The sequence below is a fragment of the Streptomyces pratensis genome (assembly GCF_037137275.1).
GTDB lineage: Bacteria > Actinomycetota > Actinomycetes > Streptomycetales > Streptomycetaceae > Streptomyces > Streptomyces pratensis_B.
Window position 1 is genome coordinate 20,434 of the sequence record NZ_JBBBEN010000070.1, and the last position, 14,896, is coordinate 35,329.

Below are 14,896 nucleotides of genomic sequence, written 5' to 3' on the forward strand. Positions count from 1 at the left end.
GATAGAAGGATGGATCGCCTGGTCGCCCGCTGGCCCCCCGCGCGGTGGCTCCCTCCAACCCTGGTCGTCGCCGCCGCGACCGGTGACGCGCTGACGCCGATCGCCTACACCTGGGTTCCCCTGATCGCGGCGGCATGCGTACTGGCCGGTGTGACGATGTCCTTCCGCGCCACGGCGTGGTTGGGGGTGCTCGCACTGGTCTTCACCGTCCTCCTGGACTGGCGGGCCGGTGCCCTGCACAGCGGGACGGGCTGGTCGAGGGAGTTCTCCGTGGTGGCCTCCGTGCTGATCGGCCTGGACGTGCACGGGATGCTCGGCCGGCGGGACCGCGGGCTGGCCGCCGCCCGGTCCGTGGTCGGGGCGCTCCAGCACGCCGTACTGCCCTCCCCGCCCCACCGGCTCGGCCCGCTCGGGGTGGCGGCCCGCTACGAGGCGGCGGACGCCGAAGCCCAGGTCGGCGGGGACGCGTATGCCATCCAGGACACCCCCTTCGGGGTCCGTGTCCTCATGGGGGACGTCCGGGGGAAGGGCATGGCGGCTGTCGCCAGCACGTCCACACTGATCGGGGCCTTCCGCGAAGCCGCCCACTACGTGCCCAGTCTGGAGGAGCTCGCGATGCGGTTGGAACAGTCCCTCGAACGCGACCGGGCCCAGCATCCCCGCGTCGACGAGGACGAGGAGTTCACGACCGCCCTTTTCGCCGAGATCGACCCCGGGGGGCGCACCCTGCGCGTGCTCAACCGGGGGCACCCCGCCCCCTATCTGATCCGCGGCGGCCGGACTGCCGAACTCTCCGCCACCACGCCCGACCTGCCTCTGGGAATGGGCGGTCTCACCTCCCACCACGCCGCTCCCGACGCCTACCCCCTGTCGGAAGGCGACGTGCTGCTCTTCGTCACCGACGGGGTCACCGAGGCCCGCAGCCCCGAGGGAGCCTTCTACGACCCCGCCCGGCTCAGCGTCCCCGGTGACGCCCCGGCCCCCGCCGAAGTGCTCGACGCTCTGGCCGACGCCGTCCGACGGTGGACCGGTGGTCAGCGCGTCGACGACATGGCCACCCTCGCGGTGAGCCTCGACCGACGGTGACGCGCCAGGCCCGTGGAGCGTGCGTGTCGCGGCCGGCGAGCGGGCCCCGCGCCGTGACGAGCCGCCGGACCGGTTGGGGGCGCCGCCCCCTCACGCCTGCCGTCGCGCGCCCGGGGCGAGGCCCGAGGGGACGGCTCTCCGGTCATGTCCCCGCGTGCGGCGCGGGTCCCGGTCGGCGCCGCGCGTCCGGCCCGGCCCTCACGGGGCCGCGCTCGGGCGGAGGGGGCCGACGGAACGCCCCACCGTGCTCGGCACGGTGGGGCGGAGTCGGGGCGGTCGTTCAGGCGGGGCCGAAGCCCCCGGTCCGGACGCCGGCCACGAAGGCGGAGAAAGCGGCGGCGGGGACGCTGAGCACCGGGCCGCCTGGATTCTTCGAGTCGCGTACGGGGACGATGCCGGTGGCAGTCGCGGCGCGGGGGGCCCACTCGACGCAGGTGCCGCCGTTGCCGCTGTAGGAGGACTTGACCCACTCCTGGGTCGTGGATTCGTTCGTCACGGGGTGCCCTTTCGAAGCTGGCGGATCGTCTCCACGGAATCTGTCTGCGACAGAGACACGGCCTGCAACTGATGGTAGGCCCTCATCAGCGGTAGCACAGAGCTGAGTTCGCGGTCCAGATGGCCCTGCGTCTCGGACTCGACGTAGGAGACCAGGGACCGGTCCTGGAGCGTCAGCAGATTCACCGACCGGTTGAACGGCCGGCGTTCGCCGATGCTGAAGGGGGCGATTTGCAGCATGGTGTTGGACTGCCCGGCGAAGCCGACCAGACTCCGCAACTGCGCCTCCATCACGGCCGGGCCTCCGACCGGGCGACGGACGCAGCTCTCGTCCAGCACCGCGATCAGCATGGGCGGCGCCGTGCGGTGCAGCGCGGACTGGCGCTCCATGAGGAAAGAGACGCGCTGGTCCGCCTGTTCGGGGGTGATGACCCCTCGCTCGACGGCCGCGTCGTCCAGCGCCTGCGCGTACTCCCGGGTCTGGAGCAGTCCCGGGACGACGCCCACCTCGAACAGTCTGATCTCCGCCGCCCGGCCCTCCAGCCCCACGTACTCGGGGAAGCCCTGCAACAGCACGCCGTGCTTGATCTTGCGCCACTCGCGCTCGAACGACTCGGCGGTTCCCACGAACCCCAGTGCGACGTCAACCGCGATCGAGAACTTGCGAGTTGGGGACTTATGGCAGGTTTCCACGCCGGAGACATGTCGCCCGGTGTACCCGATCCGCCCACCGAGGTCGTCCTGCTTCCAGCCCCGGTCCTCCCGCACACTGCGCAGACGTGCGCCGAACGCCGCCTCCGGGCCTGCGTCAGGGTTGAGTTCCTTACGGTTTACCAACGTACCCCCCAGTAACGAAACGTTGAAGACCTCCTCACGCTAGGCCACGCTGAGTCGTCCCGGTAGTCAAACGGCTACGGAGAGGAGCGACCGGTGGACAGTGAGAACGCGTGCCCGAATACGCGACAGCCTCCCCGCGTCCCGGCCCCCGGCACGCTCTGGACGGACACCAGCCGGGGCGACCGGGTGGGGGAGTTCCGGGGGGTCGCCGGCCCTTACTGGTCGCTCCGCCCGGTCGGCGGCGGGCGCGAATGGGAGGTCGAGCCGCGCCATGTCCGTCCCGCCCTGCTCATGGAACAGCTGCGGGCGCGTACAGCGCGGCTCAACGCCCGCAGCCGAGGAGAAGTGCTGTGACGGGCTGCCGAGCGGCCCCGCAGGCGCAGCGCGCACCACGACCAGCCACCCGTTACGCCCCGGCGGTCCGACGCAGGGGCCACGGACGAGCCCTGGAGGGCAGACGTGCTGCAATGCACGGCCGTGACCGACGTACCGCTCGCCGAGTGCCTGCTGGCGCTCACCACCATGGAAGGCGGCCCCGACCACCCGCCCGGTGTCCTCGCCCGGGACGACTTCCTCCTGTGCGAGCTGGCCGAGCACGACGAGTCGGCCGAGCACGCCGCCCACCTGTGGACGGCCGGCACACCGGACGACCGGGACCTGTGGTTCCTCTGGTCCGGGTCCGGCGCGCACCGCGTCCACCGCCTCGACACCGTGCCGCTGTGCCCCGCCCGCCTCCGCGACCTGGCCACCCGCACCGTGACGACGTGCGCGTTCTTCAACCGCCACCCCGGCCCGCACTCCTGGGCCGTGACCGATCCGCTCGGCGAGCTGATCGCCGAGCGCATCTGTCAAGAGGTCCAGCGGCTCGCCTCGCAGGACGACCCCGACGAGGACGGGCGGTGACCCCGGCGGCCCGACGGTCCCGCGCCCGCTCCCCGGGCGCACCGAGGGGGCGGGTGGGCGTCGGACCGGGCGAGCGTCGCCTGCCGTGGGCGGGCCGGGGTCACCGCTGGGAAGCGGAGTGCGGTGCGGATCGGCGCCTCGTCGTCACGGAGCGCTTCTCCGCCCGCAGCAGACCGGCCAGGAGCGCTGTCACCGCGGCGAGCGCGGGCAGCACCAGCAGCGCGGCGCGGACGCTGCTCTGCGAGGCGAGGAGACCGATGAGGGGCGGGCCCGCCAGGAAGGCGAAGTAGCCGGTGGTGGAGACCGTGGCCACGGCGGTGCCCGGCGATCCGGTGTGCAGGCGGCTGGCCGCGCTGACGACCAGGGGGGAGGAGGCCGCGATCCCGAGGCCGGCCAGGGCGAAGAAGACCACCGCCACCACCGGCCGCCCCGTCGCGAGGAGCGTCGTGTTCGCAGCGCTCCCCTCGGCGCCCCACCTTCCGGCGCGCCCGAAGGGCGACGCGGGAGCCGGCGGCCGTCGGGCTCCCCGTCGCGGGGCCACCGGTGGCGGCTGTCGCAGGCCTCTACGCTCCCGGCATGGCCTCGTCCGTCGCGCTCTCCCATGCGTTCCCGTTCGACCCCTCCTACGGGCACGGCTCCGTGGACACCCTGCTGGGCGTCCCCGCCCCGCCCGCCCCCGAGGACTTCGACGCCTTCTGGCGGGAGCGGTACGCCCGTGCCCGCGCCGTGGCCACACGGCCGGAGCTGGGGCCGGTCGAGGACGAACGCGACGGTGTGCGCGTCCACCGGGTGGCCTACACCTCCGTCGGCGGCGTCCGTCTCGGCGGCTGGCTCGCCCTGCCCGCCGAGGGGCCCGTGCGGCACGGATTCGTCGTCGGCCACGGGTACGGCGGCCGCCAGGGCCCCGGCCGGGACCTCCCGCCGCCGCTCCCCGGGTCCGCCGCGATCCTGCCGTGCGCCCGCGGCATGGGGGAGCGAGGCCGGGTCGACGGCCTGCCGGACCTGGCGGCCGACCACGTCCTGCACGGCATCGGCTCCCGTGACACGTACGTCATCGGCGACTGCGCGGCCGACCTGTGGTGCGCCGCCTCCGCCCTGACGGAACTGGCCCCCGAACTGTCGGCGGCCGGGCGGCCCGGCGGGCCGCGCCTGGGCTATCTGGGGGAGAGCTTCGGCGGCGGGCTCGGAGCCCTCGCCCTGCCCTGGGACGACCGCTTCGGCGCCGCCCAGCTCACGGTCCCCACCTTCGGCAACCACCCCCTGAGGCTGATCCTGCCCTGCGTCGGCAGCGGAGAGGCGGTGCGGGCGCACCACCGCGAGCACCCCGAGGTCACCGACGTACTGCGCTACTTCGACGCGGCGACGGCGGCCACCCGGCTGACGCTGCCGACACTGGTCGCGGCCGCGCTGTTCGATCCGGCCGTGCCGCCGCCGGGCCAGTTCGCCGTGTACAACGCGCTGGCCGGGGAGCGCGAGCTCCAGGTGCTGACGGCCGGCCACTTCGCCTACCGGGGCATGACGGCGCAGGCGGCGGAGCTGGACGCGAACCGGACGCGGTTCTTCGGGGAGCGGCTGACGGCGGTCTGAGGCGCGCGCCGGCCGCAGGGGCCGCCGCCCGGGAGGCGCATTGGCCGCCGCAACCCCTCCTGGCGGGCGCGTTGGCGGGGCCGCGCCGCTTCCGGGCGCCGTTCCCGTTCCCCCGGCCGGGTGAGGTTGCGGACCCGGCCGCCGTGTCTGCGCCCGCTCTCGCGCGGGGGCGCTTTCAGTGGACGGAAGGAATCAGTGTGATCAACTGCAAATGCCACCACATACGCACTATCCGGTCCATTCCGGTACGGGGTGGTCCGGGCCGGCCCCGGAGGTACCAGCCATGTCCCACGTCGGCGTCCCGCGCGGGACGGCCAGAAAGCGCCGATCGCTCGCGCTCCTCACGACGGGCATCCTCACGATCCCGGTGCTGGCGGGCTGTAGCTCCGGCGCCCAGGAGGCCTCCCGGGCGGCCCCCCAGGACATCGCCCCCGTCGCCCGCGACGCGGTCGCCGACGGCTCCACGGTGAACTGGGCGGTCGACGCGCTGCCCGCCACCTTCAACGCCTTCCAGGCGGACGCCGACAGCGCCACCGCCCGGATCACCGGCGCGCTGCTGCCGACCCTCTTCCCGCTGGACGCGAACGGCCGGCCCCAGCTCAACCCGGACTACCTGGAGTCCGCGAAGACCATCGAGCGCGAGCCCAAGCAGGTGGTGCTCTACAAGCTCAACCAGCAGGCGGTGTGGAGCGACGGGCGGGAGATCGGGGCCCCCGACTTCGTCGCCCAGTGGCGGGCTCTCAGCGGCAAGGACTCCGCGTACTGGACCGCCCGCAACGCCGGTTACGAGCGGATCGAGAAGATCGAGCGCGGCGCGGACGACCTCCAGGTGCGGGTCACCTTCGCCAAGCCCTACGCGGACTGGCGCTCGCTCTTCTCGCCGCTCTACCCGAAGGAGATCACCGGCTCGCCGGACGCCTTCAACGACGGCGCGCGCACGACGCTGAAGAACACCGCGGGACCCTTCCTCCTGCGGGGCGTCGACAAGGCCGAGGGCACGGTCACCCTGGCCCGCAGCCCGCGCTGGTGGGGCGACCGGGCCAAGCTGGACACCCTCGTCTTCCGGGCCGTCGCCGCCGAGGACCGTACGAAGGCCCTCTCCGAGGGAACGGTGGACGTCGCCGACGTCGACGCGGCCACCGCCGACCGCATCGCCCTCGCCGCCCGCGACCGGGGCGGCGACGGCGGGCCCCTCGCCCACGGGCCCGGCTCCGAGATCACGCCCGCGTCCGCCCTGCGCTCCTGGGCGCTGGCCCACGGCTCCGACGAGGACCAGGCGCAGGCCGCCCGGGCGGCCCGGGAGAAGAACCGCAAGGCCGTCGCCGTGTACAGCGCCCAGCAGAAGGCGCTGCGCGACTTCGACGTCCGCAAGTCCCTGGAACCCGCCTTCACCCAGCTCGCCCTGAACGGCGAGTCCGGTCCGCTCGCCGACGACCGGGTCCGCCGGGCGGTGGCCCGCGCCCTGGACCGCCAGGAGCTGGCCGAGGCGGTGCTGGGGCCGCTCGGGCTTCCGGCGAAGCCGCTCGGCAGCCACCTCGCCCTCGCCGGGCAGCCCGGCTACCGGGACGGCAGCGGGGCGCTGGGCGAGCAGAACACCAAGGAGGCCCGCGCCCTGCTGGCCGACGCCGGCTGGACCCGGGGCGGCGCGGCCGACGAGCCCGAGGACACCGAGGCGGGCAGCGAGGCGGACACCAAGGGCGACGCCGGCGCGGAGAAGGCTCGGAAGAAGGACGCGGAGAAGGCCGACCCCAAGGAGAAGGACGGCCAGGAGAAGAGCGAAGAGGACGCCGGGGACGAGACGGCGGACGAGCAGGAGGGCGGCGCGGACGAGGCGGCCGCCGACCGGCGGCAGAAGACCGGCGGGGACTCCGAGGACACCGCCGCCTCCCGAGACGAGGGCCTCTACATCGTCGGCGAGGACGACAAGCCCGGCTCCACCGCCGAAGAGGACGGCCGGCCCGCCGGCCCCGTCCGGGTCCCCGCCGCGGTCCACGCCCTCGCCCCCGCCCGCACGGCCGCCGCCCAGAGCGCGGCGCTGCTCCGCCAGGCCCGTACGGCCGCCGAGGGCGGTCCCGCCGACGCCTCGCGGGTGGCCGCCCGGGACAAGCCCGGTGGAGCCGCCGGCGCGTACGCCCCCGCCGGGACCCCCGCGCCGGCCCCCGCCGCCGCCAAGGGGCAGCTCGGCAAGGACGGCAAGACACTCACCCTCCGCTTCGTGCTCCCCTCGGGGCCCGGCTCCCAGGCGCTGCGCAGCGTCGGGGACAAGATCGCGAGGATGCTGGAGAAGATCGGGATCGGCACGGAGATCACCAAGGTCCCCGACGCCGACTACTTCAAGGACCACATCGCCTCCGGCGACTACGACCTCGCGCTCTACTCCTGGCCCGCCACCGCCTACCCGGCCACCGACGGGCGCCCGATCTACGCCAAGCCGGAGCCCGCCACCGACGGGTCGCTCCTCGTCGAGCAGAACTACACCCGGGTCGGCACCGACCACATCGACCAGCTGTTCGACCAGGCCGTCGCCGAGCTGGACGAGGAGGACGCCCGCGAGCTGATGAAGCAGGCGGACGCCCGGATCTGGGCCGCCGCCGGATCGATTCCGCTCTTCCAGCGCCCCCAGCTCGTCGCGGTCGACAAGCAACTCGTGAACGTCGGCGCCTTCGGCTTCGCAGCCCCCCGCTACCAGGACATCGGGTTCAGGAACCGGTAAGCCGCTGGTTTTGCCGCAGACCGGGAGAAGTAGCGGTCAAACGCCGCGCGCTCCCGCGGCCAAGCTCAGATGCACCTCAAAACCCTTGCCCGCCGGTTTGCCCGGCGGGCAAGGTGGGTTCTGCCCTGACCCGGGCCCATCCTCGCTCCACCGCTGCTCACCCCCACCGTTCCCCCGGCATCCGGCCGCCCGTCCGGCCGGCGGCGCCCGACGTCCCCCCTCCCGCCCAGTCCGGGCTCCGAGGTCCCGCACGCTCGCACGGACGTTCGCCGCGTCGCGCACCACGGCACCGCGCATCCCCGTCCCGGAGCCGGTCCGACGGACGCCCCCGGCCCTCCGCGGACCGGCGGAAAAGACCTTGACGCGGGCTGAATATCGCCTGAATCACACGGGAAGACCGCGTCCGCGGATCGGCTCGTGAAGCCCGCTGTGCCCGCGGCCCGTACGATGGTACGAGCCGTGGCGTGCCGCCCGGCGGGCGTACGAGGACTCGAAGACCGACTGAGACGCCTGATCCCACGATCCGAGAGAAGCGCAAGCCACCCATGCCCACGCGCCACGACATCCGTAACGTAGCCATCGTCGCCCACGTCGACCACGGCAAGACCACGCTGGTCGACGCCATGCTCAAGCAGGCCGGAGCGTTCGCCGCCCATGCCGCAGAGCACCTCGACGATCGCATGATGGACTCGAACGACCTGGAGCGTGAGAAGGGCATCACGATCCTCGCCAAGAACACGGCGGTGAAGTACCACCCCAAGGACGGTGGGGACCCGATCACGATCAACATCATCGACACCCCGGGCCACGCCGACTTCGGCGGCGAGGTCGAGCGCGGCCTGTCGATGGTGGACGCGGTCGTGCTGCTCGTCGACGCCTCCGAAGGCCCGCTGCCCCAGACCCGCTTCGTGCTGCGCAAGGCGCTGGCCGCGAGGATGCCGGTCATCCTGTGCATCAACAAGACCGACCGCCCGGACTCCCGGATCGCCGAGGTCGTCGACGAGACGTACGACCTGTTCCTGGACCTGGACGCGGACGAGGACCAGATCGAGTTCCCGATCGTCTACGCCTGCGCCCGTGACGGCGTCGCCTCGCTGACCAAGCCCGAGGACGGGACCGTTCCGGCGGACAGCGAGAACCTGGAGCCGTTCTTCTCCACGATCCTGTCGCACGTCCCCGCCCCGGAGTACGACGACGAGGCGCCGCTCCAGGCCCACGTCACCAACCTGGACGCCGACAACTTCCTCGGCCGCATCGCGCTCTGCCGCGTCGAGCAGGGCGAGCTGCGCAAGGGCCAGACCGTGGCCTGGATCAAGCGCGACGGCACCGTCTCCAACGTCCGCATCACCGAGCTGATGATGACCGAGGCGCTCACCCGCAAGCCGGCCGAGAAGGCCGGTCCGGGCGACATCTGCGCGGTCGCCGGCTTCCCGGACATCATGATCGGCGAGACCCTGGCCGACCCCGAGAACCCGGTCGCGCTGCCGCTGATCACGGTCGACGAGCCCGCCATCTCGATGACGATCGGCACCAACACCTCGCCGCTCGTCGGCAAGGGCGGCAAGGGCCACAAGGTCACCGCCCGCCAGGTGAAGGACCGCCTGGACCGCGAGCTGATCGGCAACGTCTCGCTCCGCGTCCTGGACACCGAGCGCCCCGACGCCTGGGAGGTCCAGGGCCGCGGCGAGCTCGCGCTCGCCATCCTCGTCGAGCAGATGCGCCGCGAGGGCTTCGAGCTCACCGTGGGCAAGCCCGAGGTCGTCACCAAGCAGATCGACGGCAAGACCCACGAGCCGATCGAGCGCATGACGATCGACTCCCCCGAGGAGCACCTGGGCGCCATCACGCAGCTCATGGCGACCCGCAAGGGCCGTATGGAGACCATGACGAACCACGGCTCCGGCTGGGTCCGCATGGAGTGGATCGTGCCCTCGCGCGGCCTCATCGGCTTCCGTACGGAGTTCCTGACCCAGACCCGCGGCACCGGCATCGCGCACTCGATCTTCGAGGGACACGAGCCGTGGTTCGGCGAGCTGCGCACCCGTCACAACGGCTCGCTGGTCGCGGACCGTTCGGGCTCCGTGACGCCGTTCGCGATGGTCAACCTCCAGGAGCGCGGTGTCATCTTCACCGAGGCCGGCACCGAGGTCTACGAGGGCATGATCGTCGGCGAGAACTCCCGCGCCGACGACATGGACGTGAACATCACCAAGGAGAAGAAGCTCACCAACATGCGCGCGGCCTCCGCGGACACCACGGAGAACGTGGTCCCGGCCCGCAAGCTCTCCCTGGAGCAGTCCCTGGAGTTCTGCCGCGAGGACGAGTGCATCGAGGTGACCCCGGAGACCGTGCGCATCCGCAAGGTCGTCCTGGACGCCAAGCAGCGGGGTCGCACGGCCTCGCGCGCCAAGCACGGCTGACACCGCCCGGCCGGCACGGCTGACGTCCGGCCCCGGTAGTACGTACGGGGCCGGTATCCGGCCCCCCGTACGGCCCCGAGGACCGCCCGGTCGCCCCTGAGGGCTTCCGGGCGGTCCTGTGTGCTGAGCCGGGAGCCGGGAGCCGGGAGCCGGGAGCCGGGAGCCGGGAGCCGGAGAGTCGGAGCCGTGCGCTCCGGATGTGAGGAGCCCTCCGCGCCGCGGGGCCCGTCGGACGATCCGTCAGCAAGGGCATTGACAGCGGGCCCGGCCCCCCGCGGAGACTGTGGGGCACCGGGCCTTCGTCAATCGCTTTTCCCGGGCGGGGTGTCCGGATATCGGGGGTCGCTCTCCGGAACATGTGTTAACAGTCCGTTTCGGGCGTGTCTGTCCTGGCTCGCTTTGTCCGGATTTCGGGCACACAGAGGGGACTGATGTTGTCAAAACGAGACCCTGTAAGTGTGGTTTACAGCCCGGCCGTGCTCAATAGTTGGCTCCACTGAGCTCGGGTCAATGGGTCACGCACTGTGGGGAGTGCCGACTCACGAGCACACTCGGGGCACTGAACGATCACCGTCAGGGGTGTCGGTGGATCTCTCCAGTGCCCCTCTTGTAGTCAAAAAGTGGACTCATGAGGAGGAAACCCATGCGCGGTGCCAAGAGCGCCAAGTGGGTCGCGGGAGCGGCAGTCATCGCCCTGGCCGCGACGGCCTGTGGCGGCGACAGCGGTGACGGTGACAAGAAGAACACGTCGGGCCAGCCCGCCGGTTACGTCTCGATCGACGTCGGCGAGCCCCAGAAGCCGCTGATTCCGGCCGACACCAACGAGAGCAACGGCTCCTACGTCATCCAGTCGCTGTTCACCCAGCTGCTGGACTTCGACGACAAGGGCGAGATCGTCCTCACGAACGCCGAGTCCGTCGAGACCGAGGACTCCAAGACGTGGACCGTCAAGCTCAAGAAGGGCTGGAAGTTCCACAACGGTGAGGACGTGACCGCGCAGTCCTACATCGACGCGTGGAACTGGTACGCCAACGTCAAGAACAACCAGCAGAACGCCTTCTGGTTCTCCGACATCAAGGGCTACGCGGACGTCCACCCCGAGAAGGGTGACCCGAAGGCCGACAAGATGTCCGGTCTGACGGCCGTGGACGACACCACGTTCACGATCGAGCTGACCGACAAGGTCCCGTACTTCAACTACAAGCTGGGCTACGCGACGTTCGCGCCGCTGCCCAAGGTCTTCTACGACGACCCGAAGGCGTTCGGCCAGAAGCCGATCGGCAACGGCCCGTACACGTTCGAGAAGTGGACCCACAAGAAGCTCGTCCAGGTCAAGGCCTGGGACGAGTACCAGGGCCCGAACAAGGCCGCCAACAAGGGCATCCAGTTCAAGAACTACTCGACCGTCGAGGCCGCGTACTCGGACGTGCTCTCCGGCAACCTGGACATGATCAAGCAGGTCGGCCCGCGTGACCTGCCGAAGTACAAGGCGGACCTCGGCGACGGCGCGATCGACCAGCCGTACGCGGCGATCCAGTCGCTGAACCCGGCGTTCTACTCGGACACGTTCAAGGACATCGACCCCCGTGTCCTCCAGGGCCTGTCCATGGCGATCGACCGTGAGACCATCACGAAGACCGTCCTGAACGGCACGCGCACCCCGGCGACGAGCTTCACGCCTCCGCAGGTCAAGGGCAACCAGACCCTCGACTCGGACGTCCTGAAGTACAACCCGGCCAAGGCCAAGGAGCTCATCGAGGCCGGCGGCGGTGTCCCGGGGAACAAGTTCTTCATCCAGTACAACGCCGACGGTGGGCACAAGGAGTGGGTGACCGCTGTCTGCGAGTCCATCCGCAACGCCACCGGGGTCGACTGCGTGGGCGACGTCAAGCCGGACTTCCCGACCGACCTCGAGGCTCGTGACAACGACCAGGTCAAGGGCATGTACCGCGGTGGATGGGTCGCCGACTACCCGGTCAACGTGAACTTCCTCAAGGAGCTCTACCACTCCAAGGCGGAGTCGAACAACGGTCGCTTCAGCAACAAGAAGATCGACGAGCTGATGGCGAAGGGCGACAAGGCCAACTCGCTGGAGGAGTCGGTCGCGGCCTACCAGGAGGTCGAGAAGGAGCTGGTCAAGCTGATGCCGGCCATTCCGCTCTGGTTCTACTCCATCAACGGCGGCCACGGTAAGAACGTCGACAACGTGAAGATCGACTTCCACGGTGACTACGAGCTGACGGGCGTCACCACCAAGTAACACGCCTGCGGGTCATTTCCCCACCTGGCCGTCATCCGCCCGTGCTGTCCCTCAGCACGGTCGGAGGCGCGGGGGCCNGCCTCTGGGAAGAGGAGGCCCCCGCGCCGCAGTTATCCCCACACGGAGGCACCCATGGGGCGCTATGTCGCACGACGACTGCTCCAGATGATCCCGGTCTTCATCGGTTCGACCCTGCTGGTCTTCCTGATGATGTACGCACTGCCCGGCGACCCCGTCAGAGCTCTTGCCGGTGAACAGCACGTGGACGCGGCACAGATCGCGTCGATGAAGGCGGAGCTGGGCCTTGACCAGCCGATCTGGCAGCAGTATCTGAACTACCTGGGCAACTTGTTCCAGGGCGACCTCGGCACTCAGATCGGAACGCAGCGTCCGGTCGCCGAAGTCATCGCCGACGCCTACCCGATCACCGTCAGACTGGCGATCTTCGCCTTCGTCTTCACGATCGTCGCCGGGATCTCGCTCGGCATTCTCGCGGGCCTCAAGGCCGAGTCCCTGCGGGACCGCGGCCTGCTCGGTCTGACGCTGGTGCTGATCTCCATGCCGTCCTTCGTGCTGGGCTTCCTCGTCCAGTACTTCTTCGCTTTCCAGCTCGGCATCGCCAAGCCGAACGTGAGCATCGAGCCGACCAACAGCGAGCTGATCATGCCGGCCATGGTGCTGGCGTCGCTGTCGCTCGCCTACGTGGCCCGCCTCACGCGCACCTCGGTCGCCGAGAACATGCGCGCCGACTACATGCGCACGGCCGTCGCCAAGGGCCTGCCGCGCCGCCGGGTCATCGGCGTCCACCTGATGCGAAACTCGCTCATCCCGGTCGTCACCTTCCTCGGCACCGACATCGGCGCCCTGATGGGCGGCGCGATCGTGACCGAGGGCATCTTCAACATCAAGGGCGTCGGATCGCTGGTGTTCGAGGCTCTCGGCAAGCGTGAAGGCGCGACCGTCGTCGGCGTCGTGACGCTGCTCGTCATCGTCTATCTCGTCTGCAGCCTGCTCGTCGACCTGCTCTACGCGGTCCTGGACCCGAGGATCCGGTATGCCTGACACCACCGCACTCAAGAGCGCCAAGGCCCCGGCCGACGCCGTGGAAGCGCCCGCCGTGGCGGACGCCGGACCCGCGCTCGGAAAGCCGCGCAGCCTCTGGTCGGACGCCTGGCACGACCTGCGCCGCAACCCGCTGTTCCTCGTCTCGATGGCACTGATCGTGGTGCTGGCCGTGATGGCGATCTTCCCGAGCCTGTTCACCAGCGCCTCGCCGCGGGACGCCAACCTGGCCGAGCACTACCTCCAGCACCCGAACTGGGGGCACTTCTTCGCCCCCGACTGGCTCGGATACGACGGCCAGGGCCGCTCGATCTACGCGCGCGTCGTCTACGGGGCCCGCGCCTCCATCATGGTCGGTGTCATCGTGACCCTCGCGGTCACCCTCACCGGACTGGTGGTCGGCATGCTCGCCGGTTACTTCGGCGGCTGGATCGACACCCTCCTGTCCCGCGTCACCGACGTCTTCTTCGGCGTTCCCTTCATCGTCGGCGCCATGGTCATCCTGACCAGCTTCGAGCGGCGCTCCGTCTGGGTCGTCATCCTCTCGCTGGCGTTCCTCGGCTGGACGTCGATCGCCCGTGTCGCCCGCGGTTCGGTCATCACGATCAAGCAGTCCGACTACGTGGTCGCCGCCAAGGCGCTCGGCGCCTCCACCACCCGGATTCTGACGCGGCACATCCTGCCGAACGCCATCGCTCCGGTCATCGTGGTCGCGACCATCGCTCTGGGCGGCTACATCGCCGCCGAGGCGACCCTGTCGTTCCTCGGCATCGGCCTCGCCGAGCCGACGGTCTCGTGGGGCATCGACGTGTCCGCCGCGAAGGACCAGCTGCGCAACGCGCCGTACGTGCTGATCATCCCCTCGGTGATGGTCTCGGTCACGGTGCTGTCCTTCCTGATGTTCGGCGATGCGGTCCGCAACGCCCTCGACCCCAAGATGCGCTGAGGGAGGCGTTCGTGACCACCATCGACAAGACGGCTCACGTCCCCGCACCGCGGGAGTCCGCGAGTGGCGACGGTCCACTGCTCGACGTCCGCGACCTGCACGTGGAGTTCCACACCCGCGACGGTGTCGCCAAGGCGGTCAACGGTGTGAACTACACCGTCAGCGCCGGAGAGACCCTCGCGGTGCTCGGCGAGTCCGGTTCCGGCAAGTCCGTGACCGCGCAGACCATCATGGGCATCCTCGACATGCCGCCCGGGAAGATCACCCAGGGGGAGATCCTCTTCCGCGGCCAGGACATGCTGAAGATGTCCAACGAGGAGCGGCGGAAGATCCGCGGCAGCAAGATCGCGATGATCTTCCAGGACGCGCTGTCCTCGCTGAACCCGGTCCTCACCGTCGGCTACCAGCTCGGCGAGATGTTCCAGGTCCACCAGGGCATCTCCCGCAAGGCGGCCAAGGCCAAGGCCATCGATCTGATGGACCAGGTCAAGATCCCGGCGGCGGCGGCCCGTATCTCGGACTACCCGCACCAGTTCTCCGGCGGTATGCGCCAGCGCATCATGATCGCCATGGCGCTGGCCCTGGAG

Annotated in this window: 13 protein-coding genes; 10 read left to right on the top strand and 3 right to left on the bottom strand. The window is 70.7% G+C overall.

Features of this window, described 5'->3' with window-relative positions; translation table 11 throughout:
* Positions 1-9 precede the first annotated feature (9 nt).
* On the top strand, positions 10-1,086 hold the full coding sequence (locus tag V9U70_RS07335; protein ID WP_336673658.1) for a PP2C family protein-serine/threonine phosphatase: 1,077 nt from the start codon (positions 10-12) through the stop codon (positions 1,084-1,086).
* Between the two features lie 280 nt (positions 1,087-1,366).
* Here V9U70_RS07335 and V9U70_RS07340 read toward each other — a convergent pair whose 3' ends face one another.
* Positions 1,367-1,582, bottom strand: a complete 216-nt coding sequence (locus V9U70_RS07340; RefSeq protein ID WP_336673659.1) for a DUF397 domain-containing protein — start codon at positions 1,580-1,582, stop codon at positions 1,367-1,369.
* A complete protein-coding gene (locus V9U70_RS07345) occupies positions 1,579-2,418 on the bottom strand; it encodes a helix-turn-helix domain-containing protein (protein ID WP_336673660.1) in 840 nt (279 codons plus the stop codon). Before V9U70_RS07345 ends, V9U70_RS07340 begins: the two co-directional genes overlap by 4 nt.
* A 93-nt stretch (positions 2,419-2,511) precedes the next feature.
* On the opposite strand from V9U70_RS07345, the gene V9U70_RS07350 reads away from it, so the two are divergent.
* Together V9U70_RS07350 and V9U70_RS07355 are read left to right on the top strand one after the other, a co-directional pair.
* The gene (locus V9U70_RS07350; protein WP_336673661.1) at positions 2,512-2,772 is read left to right on the top strand and encodes a hypothetical protein; all 261 of its coding nucleotides are present in this window, start codon (positions 2,512-2,514) and stop codon (positions 2,770-2,772) included.
* A 105-nt stretch (positions 2,773-2,877) separates the two neighbouring features.
* On the top strand, positions 2,878-3,321 hold the full coding sequence (locus tag V9U70_RS07355) for a hypothetical protein (RefSeq protein WP_336673662.1): 444 nt from the start codon (positions 2,878-2,880) through the stop codon (positions 3,319-3,321).
* 100 nt (positions 3,322-3,421) lie between these two features.
* Here V9U70_RS07355 and V9U70_RS07360 read toward each other — a convergent pair whose 3' ends face one another.
* On the bottom strand, positions 3,422-3,742 hold the full coding sequence (locus V9U70_RS07360; RefSeq protein WP_336673663.1) for an MFS transporter: 321 nt from the start codon (positions 3,740-3,742) through the stop codon (positions 3,422-3,424).
* Positions 3,743-3,897: 155 nt separating this feature from the next.
* On the opposite strand from V9U70_RS07360, the gene V9U70_RS07365 reads away from it, so the two are divergent.
* The 7 genes from V9U70_RS07365 to V9U70_RS07395 all read left to right on the top strand — a co-directional run.
* Positions 3,898-4,908 (top strand): acetylxylan esterase, encoded by a 1,011-nt coding sequence (locus tag V9U70_RS07365; RefSeq protein WP_336673664.1) that lies wholly within the window; start codon positions 3,898-3,900, stop codon positions 4,906-4,908.
* A gap of 283 nt (positions 4,909-5,191) precedes the next feature.
* Complete coding sequence (locus V9U70_RS07370; protein WP_336673665.1) at positions 5,192-7,621, top strand: ABC transporter family substrate-binding protein; 2,430 nt, start codon at positions 5,192-5,194, stop codon at positions 7,619-7,621.
* 545 nt (positions 7,622-8,166) lie between these two features.
* Positions 8,167-10,041: a translational GTPase TypA gene (typA, locus tag V9U70_RS07375; protein WP_336673666.1), complete on the top strand. Its 1,875-nt coding sequence runs from the start codon at positions 8,167-8,169 to the stop codon at positions 10,039-10,041.
* A gap of 643 nt (positions 10,042-10,684) precedes the next feature.
* Positions 10,685-12,301, top strand: a complete 1,617-nt coding sequence (locus V9U70_RS07380; RefSeq protein ID WP_336673667.1) for a peptide ABC transporter substrate-binding protein — start codon at positions 10,685-10,687, stop codon at positions 12,299-12,301.
* Positions 12,302-12,433: 132 nt separating this feature from the next.
* Positions 12,434-13,363: an ABC transporter permease gene (locus V9U70_RS07385; protein WP_336673668.1), complete on the top strand. Its 930-nt coding sequence runs from the start codon at positions 12,434-12,436 to the stop codon at positions 13,361-13,363.
* Complete coding sequence (locus V9U70_RS07390) at positions 13,356-14,309, top strand: ABC transporter permease (RefSeq protein ID WP_336673669.1); 954 nt, start codon at positions 13,356-13,358, stop codon at positions 14,307-14,309. Before V9U70_RS07385 ends, V9U70_RS07390 begins: the two co-directional genes overlap by 8 nt.
* 11 nt (positions 14,310-14,320) lie before the next feature.
* On the top strand, positions 14,321-14,896 hold a 576-nt coding region (locus V9U70_RS07395; protein ID WP_336673670.1), incomplete at its 3' end, for an ABC transporter ATP-binding protein.